This is a genomic window from Peribacillus sp. FSL E2-0159, assembly GCF_038643155.1.
Taxonomy (GTDB): domain Bacteria; phylum Bacillota; class Bacilli; order Bacillales; family DSM-1321; genus Peribacillus; species Peribacillus simplex.
Window position 1 is genome coordinate 2,925,249 of record NZ_CP152053.1, and the last position, 17,758, is coordinate 2,943,006.

Genomic DNA, 17,758 nt, shown 5'->3' on the forward strand with positions numbered 1-17,758 from the left:
AAAATTATGAAAAAATTTTTAGGTATGCTATTATCCATTATCATTTTATTTTTCACATTAAGTGGTCAGGTTACCGCAAAAACGACATCACAGAATTTGTCTGACGCAAATGCATTAAAGATAGCTGATAATGCCAGCAAACATTTTTGGAATGCATTACACGGTTACACTACCAGTTCATGTTCACAAAAAACGTTCAATTATAAAGGGACCGTGTATTCATACCTTTGCCAAGAATTTAATACAAAAGATAAATTAACTAACTATTTAGCAGAGACATTTACTAATAATGCAGTTGAAAAAGGGCTGACCAAATATAGTTACATTACCCATAAAGGTAAATTAGCCCGTCCAATCGGAGACGGCGATAGCATGTTAGAGTGGAGAAAAGCAAAAATTAAATTGGTCTATCAAAAACTAAACGTTAGATCCTACAATTTAACTGTACCTACAGTCGACGGTGACTCAGTAAAAAGAACGGTTACCTTTTATAAGTCCGGATCCACGTGGAAAGTCAATCAGTTCGATGCAGTTCAATAAAAAATTGGTTTAAATGTAACGCCTCATATGCCGTATAGTTAAAAACTATATTTCATATGAGGTGTTTTTCTGTTTTCTTCGTATTCTGAGAAATAACCTTACTGACTTGTATCAACTCACTTTTCACTTAACGGAACTTTCAAACAAAAAAACACAGCTAGGATGCTGTGCCTTAACGGATTTTTGCCTTACGGAAGCCTTGATAGGAATCGTAGGCGGCAAAAAAGATGGTGATTAATATGAGACCCCAGTAAATCGAGTTTTTCCATTCATCGATTGTAAACAGTGTATTTTGGTATGCAATGAATTCCGGGTTCAATAAATTAGGATTACTGATGATGATGATGAAAGTCAGAGTGGACAACAGCTGGTATATGGTATGGAATAAAGCTAGTTTCAGGGTCCATTGTCTTAAAAATAATTTGTAAATAGCCAAGAGCACCCCAATGATAACGACGCAAGATACCAGCAGCCAATAGGAATTCAATACCTCTTGATTGAAAGAAGGTGTTACGAAAATGAGACTGTCATTCCTTTTTTCATAGACCCCTAAGAGGTTTGCTGCATTGAAATAAAGGGCCGTGAATACAGAAAGACCTAACAAACTTGCAAAAATTTCGATCATAGAAACAGCTTTTTTCTTTGAAATGTTCGGAATATTTTTTAGGTTTTCCGGTGTCCATGGTTTCAAGTCTTTTGTTAAAGGCGACTGATCCTTTGAAGTATCCACGCGTTCTAAAATGGCAAACGAAAGCGTTAACCAGAAAAAAACTTGGATACCTGTACTGATGATATTTGAAATCCCTTTCCCGATTATGGTTAAAACCGCCTCCATAACCGTATTATCCCCCATATCCCGAAACGGATTATCCCCTACTAATGCGATCAGTGAAATGACTGCAGCGATTGGTAAAATCATTTTCAGCAGACTGATATAAACATCATAATAACGCGGTCCAATCAGATGCATTGGCCTATCACGATAACCACTTGCCAGTGTAACCGGATCTCCTAATTTTAAAAGAACGGCTTTCACGTCTTGCTCCGTATGATCCTCCGGAAGCATATCTTCGATTGTAGATTGAAGCTCAAGCGCAATATCCTCCCGGTTTTTTTCTGGCAGCCTTCGGGTCACTTCCTGAATATAAAGTTCAATCAGCTCCATCTTCTCCCTCTCCTTTTAATAATATATAAAGCTCTTGAGAAGTTTTTTCCCATTCTTCCTTTAACTGAATGAAGATTTCTCCCCCATAATCACTTAAAGAATAGTACTTGCGCGGTCTGCTTTCAGAAGTATCCCAGCTGCTGGTCACCAATTCTTGTTTTTCCAGACGGCGAAGCAAAGGATATAAAGTACTTTGATCAATGGTAATTCCCGACTTCTCTAAACGCTGGACAAGCGAGTACCCATACTGAGGGGTTTTGAGCTGACTTAGAACAGCTAACGTCAAAGTGCCTCTGCGCAGCTCAGTTGTTAATGAATTCAGTAAAGTGCTCATCCAATCACCTCTTCTCTATACTATGTGACGTACACTATACCTTATACTATGCATCATACACTATTTTAGTTCTTACAACACCATAAAAATGAAAATATATTCTATTTAAAGCATAAAAAAAGAGAAGCGTTTCTCGCCTCTCCGTTTTTCCAATATTAATATCACACAAGAATGACCCATAATATCATCGTCGTGATAATCGTGACTCCCCCTTGTATTAAGGTTGCAATAGTTTGAGCTTATAGGCATCTGTGACTTTCATCCCGCTAAATTAGGTGATCACCCAGAAGAAGCTATCATTTACATGGATTACAGTCATCGCACCTGCTCCAATGACTGCCAGTGCAAGTGGAACAGCTCCTTCAATACCCAACGTTGGAAACATGGGGGCAATCAAAGATGAAGTGATGACCAGGAATGCATTGAAAGAACCTTGGGCTGTTTTCAATCCTGCAGCAATTAGAAATGATTACCCCCTATTTTTAATCGCTGCCAAAAAAGTCCGCATGACTTGTTCGGCTGAAACTTCCAACAATTCAGCTCCTCTTTCCATAGCTTCCTTTAAAGGCATAGGTGCGTTCACCATACTATGAACACTAGTTATTCCATGGTCATATAAAACTTCAATACCTGTTCCGATCGATCCAGCCAAAACAAATACGGGGATACCATGCTTTTTGGCTTCTTGTGCGACTCCCATTGGTGTTTTGCCTGAAGCAGTCTGGTAATCGATTTGGCCCTCACCGGTAAAGACACAATCGGCATCGGACAATTTTTCACCCAGTTTTGTATACTCCATAACAATATCAATGCCCCTTTTTGTTTGTGCACGGAAAAAGGCTTGAAATGCACCTCCAATTCCACCTGCAGCACCAGCACCTGCTTTATCATGCAAGTGTATGCCTGTTTTGATTTCCACTAAATCAGCCCATGATGTTAAAGCTTTATCAAGCATTTCAACCATGGCAGGAGTCGCTCCTTTTTGAGGTCCGAATACACTTGATGCACCATCGGGACCGACTAACGGATTTTGGACATCCGAGGCAATCAAAAACTCGGAATCTACTATTCTGGGATCAAAATCCTCCGTATTAATTTCTGATATCCGAGATAATTCGGCACCTCCGAATCCCAGCGGTTTACCCTCTTCATCAAACACCCTCATTCCCAAAGCCTGGAGCATTCCAACTCCGCCATCATTGGTAGCACTTCCGCCAATCGCTAAAATGAACTTTCGACAGCCATCATTCAATGCTTTTTGAATAAGCTCCCCTGTCCCGTATGTAGTAGTAATCAATGGGTTCAACTCATCTGGATCGACTAGGCATAGACCGGATGCACTGGCCATTTCAATCACACATGTATCCTGATCGCCCAAGATAGCATATGCTGCCTGAACGTCTTGAAGTAAAGGCCCTTTAACAGTCACTTCAACTTTTCGACCATTTGTAGCTGCAACAAGGCTATCCATAGTACCTTCCCCGCCATCGGCTGCAGGAACCAATACTGTCTTCGCATCCGGCAGTGCCTTCCTGACTCCTCGCTCGATTGCTTTGGAAGCTTCTGATGCTGACAAACTTCCTTTATAGGAATCTGGTGCAATTACGATTTTCATGCTCAGGTCCCCTTTGAATATATTTTTATATTAATTTAATTATAATCTTCGGAAATATTTTATTCATCCAGAAAATTTTCTGTTATTTTCCCAACTTCCTAAATTATAAGATAGCTAGAGGTTTACACTATCGACCATCCCCTTTTTCATGATAAATCATAGCTTGTTGCATGAAATGTGATTACCATTCTGTTATCGCGAACTGGATAACCAAATAAAAAAACTCTAGAAGGATGACTTGTATGTTAACCCAAGAAATTGCAATGGAAATTGTCAAACAAACCACCAATAGACTTAACAGAAATATTAATATTATGGATGATAAAGGAACCATCATTGCTTCCGGAAATCGTGAACGCATCGACCAATTGCATTTTGGGGCAATGGAAGTACTAAAAACGGGAAAGCCTTTAATCATTCACGAAAAGGGTCGTCATCAATGGACGGGGGTCCTTCCAGGAATTAATTTGCCTATTAATTTTCAAAATGTAATTATTGGCGTTATCGGGATCACCGGTGATCCGACAGAACTCTTGGAATTCGGGAAATTGGTGAAAATGATTACGGAAATGATGCTTCATCAAGCTTCTATGGCGGAACAACTCCAATGGAAACAACACTTGAAAGAATTGGTATTTGAAGACTTACTAAAGGAAGAGATCAATCAGTATTCGATTGATCAGAGACTTGAACTGATTGGAATGAAATTAGAAGCTCCCTATCAGGTGGGGGTGATGAAAATGAAATTAAATCCGTTAAATAAGAGTGAGCTGATTCAAATGACGGAAACTGTTTTTGGCACACAACACGCCCTTTTTGGGTCCCTGAATGTGAATCGAGTTTTCATTCTCACTTCGGCGCTTACTGAAAATAACATCGACCAAAGACTGGATGCAGTCATCAAACAATTAAAAGCAAAAGGCTTTGTTATACGAATCGGTTTGGGTTCTCTTGTGGAAAAGGAATCATACATTTGCCACTCTTTCCGGGAAGCTGAATCAGCACTTTTACTAGGTGAAGTCAATCAAGCTTTAACGATATATACTGATGTGGAAACAAAGGCACTGTTGGAAAGAATAGATGAGCGGACGAAACAGCAATTCCAGGAAAGAATACTAGGAAGCTTATCTGAAAAGTTGATCGAGACACTGCAACAATTTTTCCTTAGTAACTTAAATATCGGGAAATGTGCAAAAAGAATGTATATCCATCGTAACTCCCTTATATACCGATTAAAAAAAATCAAGGAAATTACCGGATATAATCCACAAGAGCTGCATGATGCCATAACGTTACAGTTAGCCATTTGGGTAAGCCAATCGATAAAGAGAAGTTGAAAAGATGTTGTAAGAACAAGAATGCCAAATAAAATTATTTCGTTCTATCCCTATTAAAGCCTTGCATTAGAATTCTGTATAATTGATCGAGGTACCGAGTAAATTAATAATACATGAATTTTTTGCATACCAGGAGGGATTGAATGAGCGGCATCGCAAACCTTTTAATTATCATTGGATTTACCGTTATCTTCATCATCATCATTGTCTTGGTTTTTCTATTACTTTATATGATTATCTTTGACCGCACGCAGAAGCATCATGCAATTTTAAGAAACTACCCCGTGCTTGGAAGAATACGTTACTTTCTGGAAAAAATCGGGCCTGAAATGCGCCAATATTGGTTTAACAGTGATAACGAAGGAAAACCCTTTTCCCGGGATGACTATGAACATATGGTGAAAAGTTCAAAATATTTACGGGATGTCATAGGTTTTGGTTCAAAACGGGATTTTGATGAAGAAGGCTTCTTTGTTAAGAATAGCATGTTCCCCAAATTGGCCGAAGAAGAAAAATACGATCGAGAAACAAAAGTGACGACTAAAAGATACATTTTAATGAAGGATCCGCTTTTCTCACAGCGTGAAGAAAAATGGGGAGATGAAGAATCCTCTGCATTTTTATTGGATGATGAAGATGCCGTGATCATCGGCCCAAACACTAAGAATCCCTTTCGTTTAAAAGGACTTATCGGCATGTCAGCCATGAGTTATGGTTCTTTAGGGAAGAACGCAATCACTGCCCTTTCTGAGGGATTGGCATTAGCAAAAGGAACGTGGATGAATACAGGGGAAGGCGGTCTTTCTCCTTATCATTTAATCGGCGGTGTCGATATAATCATGCAAATCGGTCCAGCCATGTTTGGAGTTCGTGATAGTATCGGCGAAATGGATTGGGATGAGTTAAAAAGAAAAAGTGAAATACCAGAAATCAAAGCATTCGAAATCAAATTGGCTCAGGGTGCCAAAACTCGCGGAGGGCATATCGATGCTGAAAAAGTGAATCCGGAAATCGCCGAGATCCGGAAGGTCGTTCCATACAAAGCGATCGATAGTCCGAATCGGTTTCATCAATTCAATGACGTGAAATCCATGTGCGATTTTATCGAAAAAATCAGGGACCATACTGGCATCCCAGTCGGCATCAAAATGGTCATTGGCGGCAATGACAGTGTTGAAGAGCTTGCTAGCTACATGAAAGAATCCGGGAAAGGTCCGGATTTCATTTCATTGGATGGCGGTGAAGGCGGCACGGGTGCTTCTTATCAGGAATTGATAGATAGCGTAGGATTACCGTTAAAATCCGCTTTGCCGATTTTAGTATCGACCCTGGAAAAATACGGTGTCCGCAATCGCGTTAAAATCATCGCTTCCGGTAAATTGTTCACTCCTGATAGAATAGCGATAGCTCTAGCCATGGGAGCCGACCTTGTTAACATAGCAAGAGGTTTCATGATTGCCATTGGATGTATACAAACGATGAAATGTCAATCCAATGCTTGTCCTGTCGGGGTAGCAACCACTGATCCGGATTTGCAAAAGGCACTTGTCATCGATGAAAAGAAATATCGTGTGGTCAACTTTCTTGTTACCCTTAGGAAAGGACTATTTCGAATCTCAGCCGCTGCTGGTTTGGACTCGCCTATCCATTTTCAACCTAAGCATATTAGCTATAAGGACGATAAAGGAATTGTCACATCCCTTGAAGATATCATGAATGAAGTTAAGGGACAAATAGGAGCTAGGCAATGAAAAAACCACCGCCCATCAAACTTGGGCGGTGGTTTTCTCTTTATCAATCAATGAATTCATTATAGATTGCTGTAAAAGTTCCGAAATGTATCAAGCATGTAAACGAATATCCCCTGTCTCCACTTTTCCATTACCCAGCAGCTTTCCATAGCGGTAATAAACATAAGCTGCAGCTATAAAACCAGTTACAGACAGGAATGCATCAAATATGAAGATGATTGATATATTCCCGCTTTTCGACATCCACCCCGTTACAAGCGGCATAACTATAGAAGCCAATCCAGCAGCCGTTGCCACGATACCGGTCATTGTTCCTTTTTTCCTCCAGAAAAATTCCGTCATTATCGTAATGGCTAATTGAAAGATCCCAGCAGTGGAAAGTCCGATGAAAAATGCTGTGATGGAAACGACGACCGGTACCTTTACCAAAAGGATCGTAAGTCTTGAAATAAAAGTTATGATCGGATAAATCATGATTACCGTTATTGGCCGGACGATCTTTTTTAATAAAACGGATAAAACCAATACAGAAATAAGCGCCCCTAAACTATAATAACTTAGCAATTTGATGGAACTGGCCATCGTCATGCCCACAGCTTGTTGCCCATAAGTCGGAAGCCATATCTGTGAAACTGTGAATAATCCTGTTGATGTGAAACCGATTATCACGAGAGCAAGTCCCTCTTTACGTAACACCGGTTCTGAAATGAATTTCTTGCTCCCGGTACAATCGTCCACTTGTTTTTCCTTATACATATTCGAACTTTGAAAAGAAAAGGTGAATAAAAACATCAAGTTCAATAGATAAATAGCAGCAGGAATAAAAAAGGCATATCCATAAAACATCTCATGATTCGAGAAAAATAAAATCATGAACGGGAGAAGAAATGCTCCAGCAGACATGAATGCTTTCACCAGTACACTTGCAGAACCGGCAGCTCTTGGGAAAAGCTCTGTTAAACCTGGATATGAACCTGCATCCATTGACGAATTAGCAACACCTGCAAGTATGGCAAAAACAAAAGCCAAATGATAATTTGGTGATAATGGAATACCGATCAAGAAGATACCCATCCCCAATGATGAAGCAATAATTAATGGTTTTCGCCCGATTTTATCTGATAAATATCCCGTAAATGCATATGTAAGTAATTTCCCCACTCCTATAGCTGCGATGATATAACTTACCCCGGCATTATCTGTATCCCATTGCTCCGTTAAATACGACATATTCGATGCAAGCATGATATTGACCATACCTAACAGGAAATAATTAATATACACTCCTGATGCGGTTTTCATATATGTGGTTTTCATCTCAAAACTCCCAACCTGTTTTCAGTAAGCGCACTCCATCGATTCAATATTCATAATAATCTAAAAATAATCATAACATTTTTTCCTTTTAAGTAAACAAAACCGTTTAAACTTATTCATTAACTAGTATATTTAAGACGGTGTGACTTGTTTTTGAATGCAAAAAAAGCTCATATGACATGAGCTAGAATCAATGTTCAATATATCAAATGGATTGATAATACCATTTGCCATCACGTTTAAACTTTCTGCATTGGTCATTCAAAAGAAGGTATTCAAGATGAGCCAATGTTTCACCAACAGCAAACCTGGTTTCGTGAATGGGCAGATTTCCAAATAAGATATGGCAAGCACTTTTTACAGAAATCGGCTCTTTCATGTTTTCATGAATTACAAGCAACCGGTCCTGATGGTGATCCAACAATTCAACAATTCTTTTATTAGCATTTTGAAATGGTTTCCCATGTGAAGGTATGACATATTCAACGCCCAGCCTTTGTATTGTTTTCAAAGAAGTAAAAAACTCTTCCAATGGGTTACTGTAACCTTTAAACCAATAAGAAATATTTGGAGATACCCTGGGCAATATATGATCTGTCGAGAAAAGGACACTTTTTTCCTTATTGTATAAGGAAATCAGACCATCAGAATGCCCCGGAGTGAAAATCACTTCATACTCATATTTGCCAAAATGCAGCTTCATTCCTTCTTCAAGATGATGATTTACGGTAGGATAGGGTTTTACTTGTGGCATGAACCCGCTTTCGTCACTGGATAAGGCGACGGCTACATCGCCTTCCATACCACATGCAATATAATTTTCTTTAAGCAGATTCAGCGAATCCGCTTCCCAATACGAAGTTCCCGCATGTTCATCCACTTGTGTCATCCAAACATCCGCACCGGTCAGTTGTTGTAATGCACCTGCATACCCGAAATGATCTGGGTGATAATGGGTGATGATAATATCGGTAATATCGTGTTTTTCGATGATTGGGGTCCATAAGTCCCTTGTCGTTTTATTATTTAATCCTGCATCAATGATTGTCCACCCTTTTTCACCTTCTGCGAGGAAACAATGGACATGATCCAACCTAAAAGGCATTGGGATGGTAACTTGAGTAACTTTCAATTCATTCAGCAAGTATAACTTCCCCTTCCGATGTAACTTTCATTTCATTTTCACGAACAAAAAATTACCAAATACTACACTCAAAATAAACCTATGATTTTGTTAAATAAAGGTATATCATTAATCAATTCGACGAATTCTTTCAAGTTCCTTTAATCAATATCCAGAGGGGGCATTAGTTAACTCAAGAAATAAAAAAACCGCCATTATAATTAATGACGGCACTTCGTTTTACATACCTTCCTCGATTGTTTGAACAAGGATAAAAAGAAAATGATAGACCAAATTAAAACCTTCTCCTAATGACATGTCTTCTCGAAACCCTTTTATGTTATCCAAGGCAAAATTCACATCCCATAACCCATCGCCCTGGTTAAACATTAAACTGAACGACCCAATTCCTTCTTGAAGTTCCTTAGTTAAATACGTTTTTAAAGCTTCTCCCATTTTTTTTTGGAATTTCAATCCGAACATCGCGTTATATGTACCGAAAACATCATCCACTTCTAACGAAAGTGCCTCAACACCGATTAATTCGAACCAATGTGATTCAAAGTAAAGGAATTCATCTTTGTTTTTTTTCAAATACTCGATTGGTTGTGATAAAAATGAAGAGTTCTCTTCAGAGATTAATTCTTCGCTCTCTTTATTACTGCGCTCCATATAAGCATCTGTAAAACGGGAAGCATTTTCTTTTTCCACTATAATGATATCATCGGCAATTAATTTATGCTTTTCTACATAATTCTTTTCTTCTTTAAATAACTCAACCTTTTTTTCAATTACGGATTTTGATATGTATGATTCCATTTGTTTTTTTAACATGATATGTCCTCCTAGTATCTTTTCAAGCTCTCACAATTTCAATCATAGCATATTCACTATAGATAAAATAACTTTGTGAAAAAAATTACAATATCGGTTGTGGCAATCATTTCGTGTCTTCGATATAGTAATGGTATGCGTTTATACATACGAGAGAAATGAGATGTTGAATATGCAAAAAATCATTGTAGTTGGTGCCGGAATTTTGGGAGCTTCCACTGCCTACCAGTTGGCTAAAAATGGGGCTGAAGTAATTATTATTGACCGCCAAGATGTCGGGCAAGCAACATCTGCAGCTGCAGGAATTGTTTGCCCGTGGATATCGCAAAGGCGCAACCAAGCTTGGTATCTCCTTGCCAAAAATGGTGCAGCTTTTTATCCCGGTTTAATTGAAGAACTTGAACGGGACGGGGAAACTGAGACTGGTTATTCCCAAGTCGGGGCCATAAGTTTACATACAGATGAAGATAAACTGAATGCCATGAAGAACCGTGCGGCAAAACGGAAAGAAGATGCACCGGAGATCGGGACGATTACATTACTTTCCGCAGAGGAAACAAGTGCTTTATTCCCCCCTCTTTCCAGTGAATACGCATCCGTTCACGTGAGTGGTGCCGCGCGGGTCGATGGACGCGCACTGCGTGATTCCTTATTGCGGGCATCACAAAAAAACGGTGCAAAACTTATGTATGGTGAGGCTATACTTTCATATAACGGTGCACAAGTGACAGGTGTAACACTTGGAGATGAATTCATTCCTGCTGATAAAGTGATTGTTTGTGCTGGCGCTTGGGCACCGGAATTACTGAAACCACTGGGGGTGAATTTTCAAGTCACCTTCCAAAAGGCTCAAATCATCCATCTGGAAACGCCAAATGAAAATACGAATAACTGGCCTGTAGTCATGCCTCCCAGTGATCAATATCTTTTGGCCTTCGATAATAATAAAATCGTTGCTGGGGCGACTCATGAAAATATGGAAGTATTCGATAACCGAATGACCGCAGGAGGGCTGCAGGAGGTTTTCAACAAAGCCTTGCAAACCGCTCCCGGTTTGACAGATAGTACGTTTGTTGAAGCTAGGGTTGGATTTCGGCCATTCACCCCGGGATTCCTTCCGGTCATGGGTCCTTTACCTGACTGGGAAGGCATAATCGTAGCCAATGGTCTTGGAGCTTCAGGTTTAACAATGGGCCCCTATTTGGGCTCCCTTTTGGCAAAACTAGCACTTGATAGAAAAATTGAAATCGATATAGAAAATTATGATGTAAGAGGTGCACTTTTCACATAACTTCCAAATCATTACCTTTTGGCTTAATGATGAAAAAATGATCTGAAAATTACCCAGATCAGTTTCTTTCAAATGGTCCTTTCATAAAAAATCAAGGACCTTTAATGGGTCCTTGATTTATAAAATCTTAATTTTTCGAACAGGACATTCTTGTGGGAATTTGACAAATTCATCAATTCAAAACTACCGCAATTATCTATGTACCATTGAACAATATTTGCTTGCGCAGCAAACATCGTTTATACGAAATGTTTTTTCTCTAAAGGAAATTATTGCATTCCATGAAATGAAAAAATAAGTATCTTCTATTTCAAATTTTTTTCATCTATTTATTGATATCAGGTCCACGTACTTCTTCATAAATAACTTTTAACTCTTCAATCGTAAGTGATTTTAAAAATTCCTCTAGTTCATCCATGTTAATGCCTCCTATAATAAAGAACATTTGTTCTTATTATAATCTCCAAAATATCACTAGTAAATAGTTAATTTTACTTTTAACACTATTAGATGAATTAAAGAATTCCTAATCAAATGTTTCCCAGCCTTTAATACCTATATAAAGTTTCATTGAGCATAAAGCCCTCCTCCTTAACCAATGGTCATTTACTTTGAAAAATAGTGCTGTAACATCATTTTCATTTGCTCTTTATTTGCTGCAAATTGCTTATGTCGATGACCATTTCCTCCAGATGGATGAGGAAATGCTAGAAGTATGTTGTTAGCATCCAAATAAACTTTACCCGCTAAATAGTTTAAGACCTTGGAAACATTAACGCCTAAAGGAATAATAAGCAATTAACTGTTCGTCATTCATTTTTTCTATTTCTGGGATAATAACATCCTTGTTTAAAGGAATATCAAAGTATTTACCTTCTGTAGCAACTTGACTTACTTTGTTTACATAGGAACATTTTTTTATTTTGTCGTAAACAAAAATCTGTTCCTTTTTATTAGCAAACGCTTTTAGATATGATTGCGGTACATAGTGCTCATTCTTAACTTTACTCAATCAAAAACCTCCCAGGAAAAAAATTTTTTCTTTACTAAATTTTAATTGCAATCAATAATACCAACAGTTCCATAATGTTCATCCAATCTTTTAGGTTTGATGATTTCATTAACTTGAATTAAAGCTTCTAAATCATATTCCTTAATTTCATTTTCTTCCATTGAACCAGTTGAAAAAGTAATTTCAGGAGTGATATCAAACTCTTTTATTGTTTTGTTATTTAAAACATCATAATAAGAAATTGTAAATTTTAATTTTGGTAATTTTTCAGCAGCTACCTTAAAATTATGTTCGACCATTAATACATGAATAATAATCGAAAGAATTCTAGTGTAAGAGTTTGGAAGTGGAATATTATAATCTTCATTCTTAATAAATATAGGTAAAGAACTTTCAAATTCTTTATCTAAATATATAGAGCTACTCTCATTTAAATCCAAACTAATACCTGGTTTATATTCAATAATATAATTGTTATCTTTATCATAGAGTTTAATAAAATCAATACTTGAAGATAAATCAAAATCCCATTTAATTTGAATATTTTTCGCGTGACCTACACCAATATTATTAATACGTAAATATAAATTAGTATCAAAATGATTATTATTCAAAAGTTTTTTATTTTTATAAAATACTCCAATCCCCATTTTCTTATGAAAGCTTAATCCATATTTTTCATTATTGAAAAAGAGCTCAGGTCTTACGGAGTCCTCTCTTTGCTGAATCATTTCTTCTAATTGCCTCTTAGCAGAATTTGATGAGACTTCTGCAGATTTTGCAGAGAGCCAAGCAGCAATTGCAGCCACTACAGTACCTACCATCCCAAAAAGCGCGATAAGGATTTCAGCCGATTCTTTTACATCCAAAACTTTTCCTCCTCAAATTTCACTCTAGTTATACTAATTTCCCCTATTATACCAATAACTAATTTCATATTAATGGCATTAATATCACTAAACCTCACTGGTTGATGTGCTACGGTAGTAAAAATAAATTTGTATTATTATTTCATCGGTATTTCAACTTATTAAAGGAAAATGTCTCCCTTTGTCGAAATATATTTAAGACCGATATATTCAGAATGGGAGGATTAGATGGATATTAGCAGTGTAGTAACTAATCAACTTAGAAAGTTGAATTTGTATGTAATACCTCAATACCTTTGGTTAATTTTATTATATTATTTAATGATAAATAGTTTTATTAATTTGTTTGAAAATATTGAAGATTTTAGAACATTTATAAAAAATATACCAGAAGTGTTTTTAAATTATAATAATATTGTTATGCGGTATATAGATATGTGGGTTCCGTTTTTAATTTTTTTGGGTTTTATACTTATACTTTCTGGAGTAATAATTAAAACCATTCAGGTTTTACCTTATATCGAAAATTTCCAGATTACTATACATGGACCATTTGGAATTTATTTAGGCATATGGATGTTAATAATAAGCTGTACTTATAAATCATATATTATTTTGGGTTCATGGTTTTTGCTTCTTCTTCCTGCTATTTATTGCATTGCAGAAGTAATAAAAAAATTAATAAATAAAAAACTTGGACAGTTGTATCGATAATAAAACCGCCTAGCTGATTCACTGGGCGGTCTTTTATAGCTTTACTATATTAATTCGGCTTTAACCACGGGCTACTACAGCTTTTTCCTGAGAATACTCAGTTTGCAGGGTCTAGCTTAGCAAGCTCTTCAATATCATTTTTCCAGATGAAATCTTCCGTTATTAAATGGTCATCAAAGAAATTAGTATTTATTAGTATTTCCTTGAATTTTTCACCTTTCTCGGAATATACAACATTGTAAAATATCATCAATAACTCAAAAGAAGATAATTGTGCCCTGAGAATCCCTCTATATTTTCGTTTCTCATTTTCATTTACTTCTTTATTCGTATCAAAAGTTTCGCTTTGTATAAGCTTTACCAATCTATAAAGATTTCTGTAATAATGTCCAATACTATTTTCTTTTTCTTTATAAATTTCTTCATATGCAAATGTTTTTAATTCTTTTAAAGGATTGTTAATAAAATTTTCTTTAAATTTATTTACATATCCATTTGAAATATTGTCAACAACTAGATTAAAATTTAATTTTTCCAATTCTGTCTCATACATCCTCGGTTTTCCTTTTATATGCTCTTCAAAGAATTTTAAATGTTCTTTCTTTCTACGGTTCCATTCTTCGTTTGTACCATTTTCTAAAGAATCATGAAATTCATCTATTTCACTGGTATCTTCAATTCCATTTTCATCAAAGTTAGGGTAAAAATGTTCATCAAACTCATCTATGTATAAACTTAAGTAATAATCTATAAATACTTTTTCAACTAAATCTTCAAGAAGCAATTTATCCCCCATTAAGGCTTCTCTTTTTAAATCCTCACTATACTTTCTATATACTGGATTAGAGTAGTAAAGTTTTAAATCTCCATGCATTTGTTGAATTGCATCTCTACCTTTTCTGGTATCAATTTTTATCTCATTTAGTATATTATGATGTAAATTTATCATATTAAAAAAAGTAGTCTCAAATTGCTGTCTTTTCATAGTTCTATTAGTTATTTCGTATTCTTCTCTTGTTTTTCTTACTTCAATTCTTTGTAATTCCAGCTCCTCTTTTTGCATTATAATTGCAGCAGTTACAAAAATAATACTTGATAAAGATAACAGCCCAACAGTAGTTCCACCAAAGAAATCCCCTACTACTCCTAGCTCATCAAAGCTGGATAATTTAAAATTGTGATTAGTAACATACATAATTAAAAATGGAACTAAGATTGCTACACCTGCGATAATCGCTCCAACTAAAATAATAAAAGATTCTTTTTTTATTTTTTTGTTATCATTATTGGACTCCAAACATACTTCCCCCTATTTTTTTCTTTTTATGATTTCCCTTCCATTTTACCAATAACTAGTTTAATAGTAATAGGATTAATTTCACTGCACTTCTTGATAAGCTACGGTAAATTGGTATTTATTCATTATTAAACTTCAGTTTAATACAGGAATATACTCCTATTTTGTCGAAAGGTATATGTGAGGTGAAGAAATGGGAGTAATGGAAACATTTTTAATTGCACTTTTTGGCACTTTTATTGCCAATATGGCTTCAGGTTGGATATTTTTTAAATTGGCTGCTGGTGCCGAGAAAAAACAGCAACAAAACAATTATTCAACATCAATTTACAATTATATTGAGAAAGCCCCTGAAGAAAAGATTCCTAATGGGGATATAACTGGCGGGGCAACTTATCAACAACCAGATGACCAGGCAGACGAGCAGACAATTGAAAAAACATTGAAAACAAAAACCGATTATCAATATTTCAAAGATTTCCTTGGCAAAGGTCCAAGCACAACTGTTTGGGATACTACAATGTTAAATCCTAAATTGCAAGAAATAATAAAAGAATTTGAAGATGCTGCTGGAGAATATGTGGAAGCAGAAAGAAAAGCAGCAAAAAAAGACAAAAAAGATTAAATATTAATATTCAATAAAGGCGTGCTATTTTAGCACGTCATTTTTCTTTGCTTACAATAAGACACCAAACTATTTTAGTTTGGTGTCTTATTGACGTAGGGAAAAAATTATTATTTTTAAATTTTCCATGCTTTGTCATACATTCTCCGCTCTTTTTCAATTCTTTTATTATTTTGTTGGACAGTCAACCTTTTTACTTTTTTCTTTTTCTGTATAATTTCATAATGGAAACCTGTTGAAAGCTTATATTCTTTCATATTAAAGCTATCTGGAATGAAAATTCTAAATTCTTTTCTCCATGTTTTAAAATTAATGTCGTCATACATAAAAGTTAATTTTAGAAATGGTTTCTTGTTTTCATGGTCCATTGAATTAAGAAAATAATGATTTAATAAAATTATAAAGTAATCAGGGAGAATTATTTGTGAACTTGTATTGGCCTGGATTGAGTCCAAATCTCGAAGATAAGGAACAATCTTACTTGTGAGATGTCCTTTCTTACCATTTATATTTTCATATGAAAGAAGAAGCGTGTAAGATGAATCCTCTTTAGTAACCACAAATTTATAATCATCAAAAAGTTGGGGTTCATGTTCTATATGTAGGAAATCTTCGATATTTTCTATGTCAAAGCAATATTTAATATTAAATACTGGTGTCGTTCCATAATTCCACATAGGTATTGTTGTCTTACTAAATTTTTTCGGCAAAGGTTCTTCCACGTCCCAATCACTTAAAATATTTTTTATCATAGTTTCAATATTTTTAATGCCAGGCACCACAATAGCTTCTTTACTTTTTTTATCCCTTTTCCCCTGTGTGTATATTGAATACCAAGAACCAATTGAAGCAATAGCTGCAGCTGTAGCAGATACTATAGGAGCCCATTCTTTTATTTCCATGTAGCAATCTCCTTAAAATAACTTTTTCTCCCATTATACCAATAACTAGTTTCATAGTAATAGGAATAATTTCACTAAACCGCACTACTAGTCGAGCTTCACAAGGTAATCCATTTCCGATACATTCCAATAAAAACTATACAGAATACGCTAGCGCTATGCTAAGCGTATTTTATTTTGTTCGCAAATTTGTCACAAAATCTGCATAACAAACAGCTTTCGATTCAATACAATCTCTCCATCAAGCAAAACAAGTCCCTGTACAGGACCTTCTATAAAATAAAAAATTAAATTTTTTGGAGGAATTTTCATGTTAAATCGAGTTATTTATTCTGGAAAAGTTTATTACAAAATCATTGACCTAGGACTTTTATTTGACTTATCACAATACAAATTAAAGAAAATATTAAAAGAGCAAAACATCGAAACTACCAAGCTTAAAGGTTTTGGGCGTTCGATATTTGTCCTTGAAGAAAATGTGTCTGTAATTGAAGTCAATGGTGAAATAACAATCGTTAAAACAACAATTGTAGATGCCCCACTTGAAAAGAAAGCAGTTAAGAACGCTGAGAAAGCTCCTGCTAATCAAACACAAGTTAAGAAAAGCGAGAAAAAATCGGAAAAGAATAAAGATGTAGTAGCAAAACCAGCTAGCAACACCAATGAAAAAGAAGAATTAACAGACATAGAAAAGCTACAAAGTGAACATGAGCTTTTGATTAAAAATTCAAAAGTTTATTATGTACGACTTCACAAAGTGCAAAAAGAATACATTGCTGATGAAATTATCGAAAGACATTTAGGACACGGTAATAAATTGTTGTACACCACCCTAGATGATATTGAAGCAATTCGTTTGATTGTTCCAGAATTAAAAACAGCAAGTGAAACAGAATTACAAGCTTTGACAAGCTGATGTTATTTTATATTTCCATACATTAGTATTAGAACTAACAAAAAACACGCTAGTAATACAAGCCAACCCCGTATATTTAAAGTATAATAGCAATATTATATTTTGAATTATACGGA

17 protein-coding genes and 1 pseudogene are annotated in these 17,758 nt (G+C 35.7%); 7 read left to right on the plus strand and 11 right to left on the minus strand.

Annotation, left to right across the window (positions count from 1 at the left end):
• Positions 1-6 precede the first annotated feature (6 nt).
• Positions 7-540 carry an IseA DL-endopeptidase inhibitor family protein gene (locus NYE63_RS14280; protein WP_342601578.1) on the plus strand — a complete coding sequence of 178 codons (534 nt, stop codon included), beginning with the start codon at positions 7-9 and terminating at the stop codon, positions 538-540.
• Between the two features lie 172 nt (positions 541-712).
• Here the strand turns inward: NYE63_RS14280 and NYE63_RS14285 are convergent, their stop codons facing one another.
• The 4 genes and pseudogenes from NYE63_RS14285 to NYE63_RS14300 all read right to left on the minus strand — a co-directional run bounded on the left by NYE63_RS14285 (position 713) and on the right by NYE63_RS14300 (position 3,654).
• Positions 713-1,705 carry a hypothetical protein gene (locus NYE63_RS14285; protein ID WP_342601579.1) on the minus strand — a complete coding sequence of 331 codons (993 nt, stop codon included), beginning with the start codon at positions 1,703-1,705 and terminating at the stop codon, positions 713-715.
• Positions 1,692-2,039 (minus strand): PadR family transcriptional regulator, encoded by a 348-nt coding sequence (locus NYE63_RS14290; protein ID WP_061463248.1) that lies wholly within the window; start codon positions 2,037-2,039, stop codon positions 1,692-1,694. Before NYE63_RS14290 ends, NYE63_RS14285 begins: the two co-directional genes overlap by 14 nt.
• Positions 2,040-2,200: 161 nt before the next feature.
• Positions 2,201-2,505, minus strand: a pseudogene (locus NYE63_RS14295) (GntP family permease); the annotation flags it as partial.
• A 3-nt stretch (positions 2,506-2,508) separates the two neighbouring features.
• Positions 2,509-3,654: a glycerate kinase gene (locus tag NYE63_RS14300; RefSeq protein ID WP_342601580.1), complete on the minus strand. Its 1,146-nt coding sequence runs from the start codon at positions 3,652-3,654 to the stop codon at positions 2,509-2,511.
• A gap of 242 nt (positions 3,655-3,896) precedes the next feature.
• Here NYE63_RS14300 and NYE63_RS14305 point away from each other — a divergent pair, with 242 nt between their 5' ends.
• Entirely contained in the window at positions 3,897-4,991 is a 1,095-nt protein-coding gene (locus tag NYE63_RS14305; RefSeq protein ID WP_342601581.1) for a sugar diacid recognition domain-containing protein, read from the plus strand.
• 143 nt (positions 4,992-5,134) lie between these two features.
• Positions 5,135-6,742, plus strand: coding sequence for an FMN-binding glutamate synthase family protein (locus NYE63_RS14310; protein ID WP_342601582.1), 1,608 nt, complete (start codon positions 5,135-5,137; stop codon positions 6,740-6,742).
• Positions 6,743-6,832: 90 nt separating this feature from the next.
• On the opposite strand, the gene NYE63_RS14315 is transcribed toward NYE63_RS14310, so the two are convergent.
• The 3 genes from NYE63_RS14315 to NYE63_RS14325 form a co-directional block, all read right to left on the minus strand.
• A complete protein-coding gene (locus NYE63_RS14315; RefSeq protein ID WP_342601583.1) occupies positions 6,833-8,059 on the minus strand; it encodes an MFS transporter in 1,227 nt (408 codons plus the stop codon).
• Between the two features lie 205 nt (positions 8,060-8,264).
• A complete protein-coding gene (locus NYE63_RS14320; protein WP_342601584.1) occupies positions 8,265-9,203 on the minus strand; it encodes an MBL fold metallo-hydrolase in 939 nt (312 codons plus the stop codon).
• Between the two features lie 219 nt (positions 9,204-9,422).
• A complete protein-coding gene (locus NYE63_RS14325; RefSeq protein WP_342601585.1) occupies positions 9,423-10,016 on the minus strand; it encodes a branched-chain amino acid aminotransferase in 594 nt (197 codons plus the stop codon).
• A 172-nt stretch (positions 10,017-10,188) separates the two neighbouring features.
• Between NYE63_RS14325 and NYE63_RS14330 the strand changes: the two genes are divergently transcribed.
• On the plus strand, positions 10,189-11,307 hold the full coding sequence (locus tag NYE63_RS14330) for an FAD-binding oxidoreductase (RefSeq protein WP_342601586.1): 1,119 nt from the start codon (positions 10,189-10,191) through the stop codon (positions 11,305-11,307).
• 772 nt (positions 11,308-12,079) lie between these two features.
• Here NYE63_RS14330 and NYE63_RS14335 read toward each other — a convergent pair.
• Together NYE63_RS14335 and NYE63_RS14340 are read right to left on the minus strand one after the other, a co-directional pair.
• Positions 12,080-12,319, minus strand: a complete 240-nt coding sequence (locus NYE63_RS14335) for a DUF4238 domain-containing protein (protein WP_342601587.1) — start codon at positions 12,317-12,319, stop codon at positions 12,080-12,082.
• A 41-nt stretch (positions 12,320-12,360) separates the two neighbouring features.
• Positions 12,361-13,188 carry a hypothetical protein gene (locus NYE63_RS14340; RefSeq protein WP_342601588.1) on the minus strand — a complete coding sequence of 276 codons (828 nt, stop codon included), beginning with the start codon at positions 13,186-13,188 and terminating at the stop codon, positions 12,361-12,363.
• A gap of 228 nt (positions 13,189-13,416) precedes the next feature.
• Here NYE63_RS14340 and NYE63_RS14345 point away from each other — a divergent pair, with 228 nt between their 5' ends.
• Positions 13,417-13,902 carry a hypothetical protein gene (locus tag NYE63_RS14345; protein ID WP_342601589.1) on the plus strand — a complete coding sequence of 162 codons (486 nt, stop codon included), beginning with the start codon at positions 13,417-13,419 and terminating at the stop codon, positions 13,900-13,902.
• Positions 13,903-13,999: 97 nt separating this feature from the next.
• Here NYE63_RS14345 and NYE63_RS14350 read toward each other — a convergent pair whose 3' ends face one another.
• Entirely contained in the window at positions 14,000-15,199 is a 1,200-nt protein-coding gene (locus NYE63_RS14350; RefSeq protein WP_342601590.1) for a putative phage abortive infection protein, read from the minus strand.
• 193 nt (positions 15,200-15,392) lie between these two features.
• Here NYE63_RS14350 and NYE63_RS14355 point away from each other — a divergent pair, with 193 nt between their 5' ends.
• Entirely contained in the window at positions 15,393-15,824 is a 432-nt protein-coding gene (locus NYE63_RS14355) for a hypothetical protein (protein WP_342601591.1), read from the plus strand.
• Between the two features lie 116 nt (positions 15,825-15,940).
• Here the strand turns inward: NYE63_RS14355 and NYE63_RS14360 are convergent, their stop codons facing one another.
• Positions 15,941-16,726: a hypothetical protein gene (locus NYE63_RS14360; RefSeq protein WP_342601592.1), complete on the minus strand. Its 786-nt coding sequence runs from the start codon at positions 16,724-16,726 to the stop codon at positions 15,941-15,943.
• Between the two features lie 310 nt (positions 16,727-17,036).
• Here NYE63_RS14360 and NYE63_RS14365 point away from each other — a divergent pair, with 310 nt between their 5' ends.
• Positions 17,037-17,642: a hypothetical protein gene (locus NYE63_RS14365; RefSeq protein WP_342601593.1), complete on the plus strand. Its 606-nt coding sequence runs from the start codon at positions 17,037-17,039 to the stop codon at positions 17,640-17,642.
• Positions 17,643-17,758: the final 116 nt, after the last annotated feature.